This window comes from Candidatus Jordarchaeum sp. (assembly GCF_052745115.1).
In genome coordinates this window covers 1-8,359 of the sequence record NZ_JBRAKS010000172.1, presented here as the reverse complement: position 1 = coordinate 8,359, position 8,359 = coordinate 1, and the positions used below count along the sequence as shown (strand labels likewise).

General features: G+C 39.6%; 8 protein-coding genes. 2 read left to right on the top strand and 6 right to left on the bottom strand.

Going from position 1 to position 8,359, the window contains the following annotated elements; all coding sequences use genetic code 11:
- The first annotated feature begins 118 nt into the window (after positions 1-118).
- A complete protein-coding gene (locus ACUVXA_RS12485; protein ID WP_445871601.1) occupies positions 119-1,642 on the top strand; it encodes a phytoene desaturase family protein in 1,524 nt (507 codons plus the stop codon).
- Positions 1,643-1,679: 37 nt separating this feature from the next.
- On the opposite strand, the gene ACUVXA_RS12480 is transcribed toward ACUVXA_RS12485, so the two are convergent.
- From ACUVXA_RS12480 to ACUVXA_RS12470, 3 genes are all read right to left on the bottom strand, one after another.
- Positions 1,680-2,030, bottom strand: a complete 351-nt coding sequence (locus tag ACUVXA_RS12480) for a cupin domain-containing protein (RefSeq protein WP_445871600.1) — start codon at positions 2,028-2,030, stop codon at positions 1,680-1,682.
- A gap of 298 nt (positions 2,031-2,328) precedes the next feature.
- Positions 2,329-3,138: an SPL family radical SAM protein gene (locus tag ACUVXA_RS12475; protein WP_445871599.1), complete on the bottom strand. Its 810-nt coding sequence runs from the start codon at positions 3,136-3,138 to the stop codon at positions 2,329-2,331.
- 2 nt (positions 3,139-3,140) lie between these two features.
- Positions 3,141-4,496: an Nre family DNA repair protein gene (locus ACUVXA_RS12470; protein WP_445871598.1), complete on the bottom strand. Its 1,356-nt coding sequence runs from the start codon at positions 4,494-4,496 to the stop codon at positions 3,141-3,143.
- Between the two features lie 197 nt (positions 4,497-4,693).
- Here ACUVXA_RS12470 and ACUVXA_RS12465 point away from each other — a divergent pair, with 197 nt between their 5' ends.
- Positions 4,694-5,188 carry a flavodoxin domain-containing protein gene (locus tag ACUVXA_RS12465; protein WP_445871597.1) on the top strand — a complete coding sequence of 165 codons (495 nt, stop codon included), beginning with the start codon at positions 4,694-4,696 and terminating at the stop codon, positions 5,186-5,188.
- Positions 5,189-5,269: 81 nt separating this feature from the next.
- On the opposite strand, the gene ACUVXA_RS12460 is transcribed toward ACUVXA_RS12465, so the two are convergent.
- The 3 genes from ACUVXA_RS12460 to ACUVXA_RS12450 form a co-directional block, all read right to left on the bottom strand.
- Positions 5,270-6,805 carry a class I adenylate-forming enzyme family protein gene (locus tag ACUVXA_RS12460; protein ID WP_445871596.1) on the bottom strand — a complete coding sequence of 512 codons (1,536 nt, stop codon included), beginning with the start codon at positions 6,803-6,805 and terminating at the stop codon, positions 5,270-5,272.
- 249 nt (positions 6,806-7,054) lie between these two features.
- The gene (locus ACUVXA_RS12455) at positions 7,055-7,264 is read right to left on the bottom strand and encodes a hypothetical protein (RefSeq protein ID WP_445871595.1); all 210 of its coding nucleotides are present in this window, start codon (positions 7,262-7,264) and stop codon (positions 7,055-7,057) included.
- A 267-nt stretch (positions 7,265-7,531) separates the two neighbouring features.
- Positions 7,532-8,239 carry an aspartate/glutamate racemase family protein gene (locus ACUVXA_RS12450; protein ID WP_445871594.1) on the bottom strand — a complete coding sequence of 236 codons (708 nt, stop codon included), beginning with the start codon at positions 8,237-8,239 and terminating at the stop codon, positions 7,532-7,534.
- Between the last annotated feature and the right edge of the window lie 120 nt (positions 8,240-8,359).

Genomic DNA, 8,359 nt, shown 5'->3' with positions numbered 1-8,359 from the left:
GGCAGGTGCTCCCCTATGAAGCAGGAACCGAACACCATTTAGACGGTGTCCTAAATGGGTAAGTTTCGGACAACGGTAATTGCTACCATTAAGCCCTAAAATATTGGAGGGTTACTTTTTGTATGATGCTATAATAGCAGGAGCGGGAATTGGTGGTTTATACTGTGCCGCTAAACTAGCGAAATATGGTAAAAGTGTTTTGTTATTGGAGAAAACTCCTCACATTGGTGGCACGAGCCACATTTTTAGAAGAGGTGAATACTATTTCCCGATGGGCCCCCTATCTTTTAGTTCTCCTGAGATTGTAGTCGAATTATTAAGTGAGATTGGAATCGGGGAAAAAATTGATTTTAATCGCAATCATTTTCAACTAATTACGCCCTTTTTTGACATTGTTTACTCCCAATCATTTGGGAAGCTGAGGGAAGATTTGAAAAACTTTTTTGCGGAGGAAAGGCAGGGTATTGATGCATTTTTCGAAAAATTGCGGGAAATAATTAGCGCGGTTGATAAGATTCATCAATGGCATCCCGATTATTCCTTGGGGAAAAAGAGGGAGAAGATTCTCAAAAATTTTATTCCCAAATGTGAGAAGGAACTGGAAATCATAAATGAAAACTTACAAATTCCTGCAAAGGAATATCTTGAAAAACAGGTATCGAGCAAAATATTGCAGAATTTTCTGGGATCCCAAACCACCTATGAGCCCGTAATGTCTTTAACCCTTCTGGCATTCATGTGGGACTTTACTAACGGAAGAGGAATCTGGTATCCCTCATGCACAATCCACGGAATTAATCAACTAATTTACGACCGGATTCTAAGTAACAATGGGGAGGTAAAACTATCCCACGGTGTTAAAGAAATTTTAATCAAAGATAACCGTGTAATAGGAGTACAAACCTCCAAGGGTGAAACCTTTGAATCCGATTGGGTAATATCCAATGCGGATTATCAGAAAACCTTTTTAGAACTGGTAAGACCCCAGAATCTTCCTCAAAAATTTTATAGTGCGGTTAAGAGTTACACTATGTCGGGCTCCGAACTCTGCGTATATCTAGGAGTAGACCCCCAAAAAATTGATCTAAGCAAAATGAGAGCTCAACATGTCTTTTATAGGAAAGAAATCAAATCCTCGGAGAAATTCGACCCAGAGGATTTTGATAACCGGGAAATTGAAATATGCTTGTGGTCAGACAATGCACCAGATTCAGCTCCACCCGGAAGGGCAGTCATTCTCTTACGTGTCGGTTTTTCTTATGATCATTTTTCCGATTGGCGAACCGGTGAAAAGAGAAGAAAGGATGGATACCGCGACTATAAGAAAAAAATAGCAGAAAAACTAATACATACCGTGGAAAGCTTACTGCCCGGATTGTCAAACTCAGTTGAAAAAATGGAAATAGCAACACCTTTAACCTATCAAGATTGGGGAAATCGATATCGTGGTTCCATTGCCGGCTGGTCCTGGAACATCGAAGAACAAAGTAAAATCGGGAGAAAACTGCTAATAGAAACTCCTATTGACCACCTTTTGATGGTAGGTATTTGCTCAGCCTGTGAACTATTTCTGGGCGGCTATCCCACCTCCATGTACACTGGTAACCTAGCCGCCGACTATATACTGGAAAAAAGTGGATAAAACTGATTTGAAAATAAGACTAAAAAATATAATAACTTTATTTCTTTTCTAATATTGGAATAACACATAGGAATGTGAAAGTTTCTTCAACCAGATTCTCATACCCATGTTTTTCATTGGGTGGAACGAACAGAACATCCCCAGAACCCGCTATGAATTCTTCACCTTTATCATTAAAGATTCTAGCTTTTCCTGACATGACGTAAATCTCATGCTCCTCCGGATGGTTATGCAGTCCTATATGCCCTCCGGGCTTTATCTCGAAACGCCTCATAGCGTATCTTAAGGCTCCATCCTTCTCGGTGATAAGCCAGCGTATAGTAGCCCCAGTAGAACCCGCTAGGGTAACATCCTCTTCTGCAACATCATGATAGTTTTTCTTAAGCATCTTAATCACAAACATCGTTTAAGATTAAATGCATATATCTCTTATGTCTTTGTTTCAAGGCACAAAGTAATAGGTATGTATTTTTGATTTTGGTAATATGGAAGTGTTCTACCCAACTCCCATAATAGGGCTTAGATTCGGAAAAGAAGGCTTAAAATGCCTCCTTTACCGGCAGCCAACAAACAAAAACACATACACCCCGTGCAAAAAACATACACATTACATTATGCCTTGTTTCAAAATACATAAACTGTTAAAACTCAATATGCTAAAAAATGTTTCTGAAATAAACTTAAAATCAGAATGTGAAACTGCAATCTATGCTATCACACTTTTTTAAGATTCGTGCTTTTAATTGCCGATAGTAGCTCTCAGGTTCTTCCATAACTTCAACGAATTCCTCAACAATCTCTGGTTCATACTTCTCTAATCCCGCTATAATAGGTTTCCAATTCCCACACTTAATATTTAACGTGTCAAAAAATAAGTATCTAGCATTACCCCTCTCAGCACCCTCCACTATACCCTCAACATCCCTCTCTGTTATCAAAGGAATGACCGGTGCCACAAAAACGTAAGTATCAATACCATTTTTTGCCAAGGTATTTAGAGCCTCGAATCTTCTTTCCACACTGGGTGCTCCGGGTTCAAATATTCTCCTAAACTCCTCATCAAAATGAGAAATGGAGAATCCCACTTCAACATTCCTCATTTTCTTAAGGATATCCAAATCCCTTATTATTAGGTCTGACTTGGTTAAAATATCAACTTTAAAATTGTTATACTTCGAAATTACCTGCAAAATTTTCCTGGTAAGTTCGTATCTTTTCTCCAACTCTTGGTAGGGGTCGCAAACACTACTTAGAAGAACTGTTCCCAATTTTTTGCGTTTAATTTCTTTCATTAACACTGTGGGGGCATTAATTTTTACGTGGACAAATTTTCCCCAAGGCTGCTTAGTCCTAGCATACCTTAACATGAATCGGGCGTAACAGTATGCACAGCCGTGTGAACAACCCGTAAAAGGATTAATGGAGTATTCTACGCTACCTATTCCACTCCTGCTCAAAATGCCTTTACAGAAAATTTCTCTAACTTCTTCTACCAAGGTTAAAACCCTAAAAATTCAGTTAATAAACGCTGCTTCCTAATTTCAGACAATGCTCCACTTACCTGTAGCCAATGTTTCATATTTATACGTAGACGAGTTTTAATATGTTGAAGGGCACTCTCCAATGTTTCAAACTTCATAGGTTCTTTCCTTAAAGCATCCCTCACACATTCTCTCACAAGCCACACTCCTAAGGGCATTAGATTACCGGGAAGTGTTTCTCGGAAAATAACTGCAGCTGCCTGCCTTCTCTCCTTGAGAAGATGTTCTGTGACTGCAAGTCTAGCTGCGTAATAGCATCCTCCTATACTGGCGTAAGTGGTTCTACCCCAATAGGGCTCCCAATCCGATCCCATACCCACATGTTCCTGATCCGGGTTCCATAAAGTGCCCGGAAACCAAGCCTCTATCAATTCATAGCTCCAAGGTCTCGGTATCATAAGAACAACGAATCTGTTATCAAGATAATCCGTTTCATAAACCAAATAATCATTAATCAATGGAAAATCCTTCACATTTTCCCTCAAAAATTTGGAAATACTGCTATCAACAGCAGTAATACTCCACCTGGTAGGCACCAATTTCCGATTATTTTTAACTCCCATGGCACCGACACTCAGAATCCGCTGTATTCTAGTTACAGGCAAATTATCCTCATAGAGCATTAACATTCCATCAAGCGCTTTAAGATCAGTGTCAAAATACACCTTATCCACAATCTTCGGCACCTTCAATGTACCAATGTTAATATTCTCAAGCGGTGCTGAGGGACCCATGGGTTGCACTTCGCTAGATAACAAAAGACGATGCTTAGGTTTCTTCTTCAATATAACCTCTGAGTCCACAGGATCTCCAGCAAGGGCTAGTTCCCGAGTATCTCTCAGCAACTTATTATCCGAATTAGCCTCTCTAACATCTGTGATAAACATGCCTCTGACCAGTTTGTATCTAAAACCGATTATCTCCTCTACATCCTTCCCATACCATAACTCAGGAATATCGTAGATACCTGTGTCTCCCCTCTCCGGTGGAACCATCGGGCCAGCATAAACATAAGGATACCCTCTCCTACCCACAAAAGCACTTGGTGGAGAATCCCCAACAAGCTGAGTTCCATCAAAACTCTTCGACACCTTAACATAACTGTAAAAACGTTCAAGCAGGGGACATCTTTTTTTCCCACACAACATCCTTGTACCCCTACACAAAAGACAGATAGACTGTTTAGGCACTGAATAATCTATAAGCTCGGTATTAAACTCCAAAGCAGTAGAATAATCCTCAATCAAATGTTCAATCCAAGGGATCCTCTTCTTAACCTCCTTTACAAATTTGCCCGAAAACTGCTTGCCCAAGAAACTTCCACCTTAAAATAAACCACAAAACCCAAACATATATTCTTTACTAGTACTAAAAATTTAGCAAAACTTTACCGGAAGGATTATAAACTGTTACACTGGTGCTTTCCTCGAATAAAATAGATAAAAAATGAAAGGTTTTTTCTGTAAAAGTTACTAAAAATTTTCTGAAAACTTTTTTGGAAGAGTTTTGTATGAGTGTTAATGAAACCCTCATAGTGTACGCTACTAAGTCAGGTGCAACTGAGGAATATGCCTCCATGATTGAAAAAGTTCTACGGGATAAATTCGGACTTGAAGTTGATGTAGTCAATCTTCGCAAAAACAAGAAACCCGATTTCACACCCTACAGTAATGTCATAATTGGAAGTGGTGTTAGGAGGGGGAAATGGTACGGGGAAGCCAAAAAATTTCTAGATAACGATTTTGGAGACCGGAAAGTGGCAATATTCCTCGCATCACGCAGGGCTGGAATTCCCGAGATGTGCAATGAAGCCGTCAAAAACTACATCACGGATGTCTTGGCGAAGCATCCTCACATAAAACCGGTAGCAGCCGAAGCCTTCGGAGGAATAAAGAAGAATAAGAAAGAACGTATCATACTTGATCTGCGGGACCCAGCCAAAGCCAAAACTTGGACAGAAGAATTAGGAAAAAAAACTCGTAAAATAAGTTACTATCTTTTTTAGAATATTTTGGTATTTATCTCTATAAATAAATGGAGAAAAAATAGATATTGTAATTTTTTTAACCATATACTTCGTTTCCTTTTATTCCGAATATTTTTGGACAAGCTGGTACTTTAGAACTTTTCCGGTTGCAGTTCTCGGTATTGCATCAATTATTCTAACCTTTTTAGGTATCTTAAAGTCCGCTATTTTGCCCCTAAGGTAATCGATTATCTCTTGCTCATCTATTTGTTCACCCGCCTTGAGGGTTATAATTGCGGTTACAACTTTTCCTAGAGTTTTATCCGGCAATCCTATTACTGCACACTGTTCAACCTTGGGATGACTTTGAATCAAATCTTCTACTTCTGGAGCGAAGATTTTGTCAGCACCACTTATGATTAGGTCCTCTACCCTTCCCACAATATATAAATGTCGGTCCTCGTCGAACCTACCAAGATCTCCCATGTGGAACCATCCGCTTCGCATCGCCTCTTTAGTTTTCTCAGGGTTCTTAAAGTAATTGGCATTCATTGCGGGAGACCTGGCGATAATTTCACCAATCTCTCCTACCGGTACATCTTTATCGTTCTCGTCTACCAATCGCAGCTCAACTCCGAACGCAGGTGTGCCCAGGGATGTGGGGTGAGTTTTTTTCATTTCTGGATTACAGTACACTAGAACAGAGCTCTCGGTATTTCCATAGTACTCCGCTATGTTTTTTGTGAAATATTTTTGAGTTGCTTCTCTTACCTCAGTTGTTAGTGGAGCTGCTGCGTATACTATTGTTTTGAGTGAACTCATATCATATTTGTCAAAGTTGGGAACCATCATGAGGAGATTCGTTATTACTGGAACGAAGTTAACGAAGTTGACTTTTTCCTTTTCAATGTTTTCAAGTATACTCTTGGGATCGATTTCCGTTATGACATTTTTACAACCCGAAGTAACTCCCGCTAGTACCGTTACCCATCCTACCCGGTGGAACAGTGGAAAAACGGTCATGATAACCCAGCTGGAGTCGATGCCTACCTCTGTTGCCACCTGTGAGACTGCCATAAGATTATTATAGTGTGTCATTATCGAAGCTTTGGGCAGTCCCGTAGTACCTGAGGTGTAGTTCATGTACTGACCGTCATCTTGGAGGATATCAACTTTCGGCTCTTCCGTTGAATGCCCTGTTGCTAATTCTTCATAGGGAATTGTGTCTTCAACTTCTCCCTCTCCAACATATATGTAGTTCTTAACTGACTTCAATTTTGTACGTAAACTCGCTACCAAATCTTTAAACTCGCCACCATAAACTAGGGCTTTTGCTTCACACTGATTAATAAGTCGTTCAATATCGTTTGGTGTGAGTCTGTAGTTTTGAGGGGCTGCAATAGCTCCAATCTTTGCCAACGCGAAGTAGGTTTCAACAAATTCTACACAGTTCATCAGAATAATTGCGACAAAATCCCCTTTCCGTATCCCAAGATCCATTAATCCGTGGGCTAAACTGTTAGCTCGGTTGTTAAGCTCCTTGAAAGTAACACGCTTACCCTTACAGACTATAGCCTCCTTATGGGGGTATCTCCAGGCGGCTCTAACCAACTGGTTGCCAACACTTAGACGGTTATTTCCCAAATCAATACTCATATTTTATCCTCCACTCTCTTCTAAAAAATTAGCTATTTGAGTTTCTTATTTTAATATATACAAGTTTTAAATATTCCTCATTCTTCAATAATATTCTGAATTTTTATATAAACCATTAATAAAAAATAATAAACATTAAATACAGGCTTCAGGAACGATTTCCCGCATAGTTATAAAACATTAAAATGTTAATGAATTTCAAAAAAGTGGTTCTAGCACCATAAATAGAAAAAAGCAGAGTACCCTTGCTTATCTGCGTTGGAGTTCACCCAATTCGGTTTCTAAAAGGGTGCCCTCGCCCAATAATTCAGAAATTATTTCATCAACTTCCTCAGATGAAAATTCCCCAGCTAGCTCCATATACATCAAATCACGTCTAGAGGATCCGTATCTCTCCTGATGTTCTTCGACCACTTTTAAAAAACGTTCACGTCCCGAAGGATCGATCTCTTCACTCAATAATATTACCTCCTTATGCCTGAGAGTTAAGATAAACAGTTTTTTCTTTGTAATTAATAGGATCGGTTATAATTTAAATTCTTCCAAGAATTTTCGATGCTAAGGATTGTATAAAATTTAAATAATTCCAAATATTTGAGAACAGAAAAAAAAGGACATTGAAGGAAAAATGGTTTTGTCCCAATACAATAAAGGAAACTCCCGCTGTGGTTTCATAGTATCTTACTAATTTATGGATATGATTTTTGATGATCTCGATTAATTGACTTATTTTCTAAGTCTCTCTGGCAGTCTGAAAGATATTTTACTCGTTTTTTTGCCGTAGTCCAGTATTGCTTCCATGAATTTTAACGCTGCGATAACGGGATCAATTACTGGAACCCCCAATTCTTTCTCAAGCTTCTTGTCTAGCTCCGCAAATCCGGCGCAGCCTAGCAAAATAACCTCTGCTCCGTCCTGCAGAATGGCTTTAGTTCCCTCCTCTTTGAGAATCTCTAGGGTTTTACCTATATCTTTATCGATGTCTAATACCCCCAATCCTATACCTCTGGCCGATGCGAACCTATTCTCTAACCCGTATCTCCGGACGAACTCTGCCAAAACATAGGTTATATCCCATCTCGGTGCAGGCAAGAGCATGGAGAATCTACGGCCCAACATACAGGCCATGTGCATGGAGGCCTCACCGATGCCTATAACTGGTTTATCGGTCAAATCTCGAGCAGCATAAAGACCGGTATCCAAAAAGCAGGCTATTATGAATCCATCGTAGCCATCCTCTATCCCTTTCTTTATCTCTTCTAGAACTCCGGGCACTGCTAAGGCTTCATCATATGAGCCTTCAATAGCGTCCGGTCCTTTTCCAGGGCTAACCGCTATAATCTCCGTGTCTGGTCTGGCATTGGCTTTAGCCACCCTTTCCATGCGTTTTGTTCCCTCCAAATGGGTATTGGGGTTAATAATTTTTATTCTCATACTTATTTCACCTCTTTCCCATTTTTCTTTTAAGTATCTCAAAATATTTACTTCAGCATAAGTTGTAATAAAAAACTTTCAATCTCCGTAGCTGGAGAACGGTTTTTGCAAGGGTTGTAT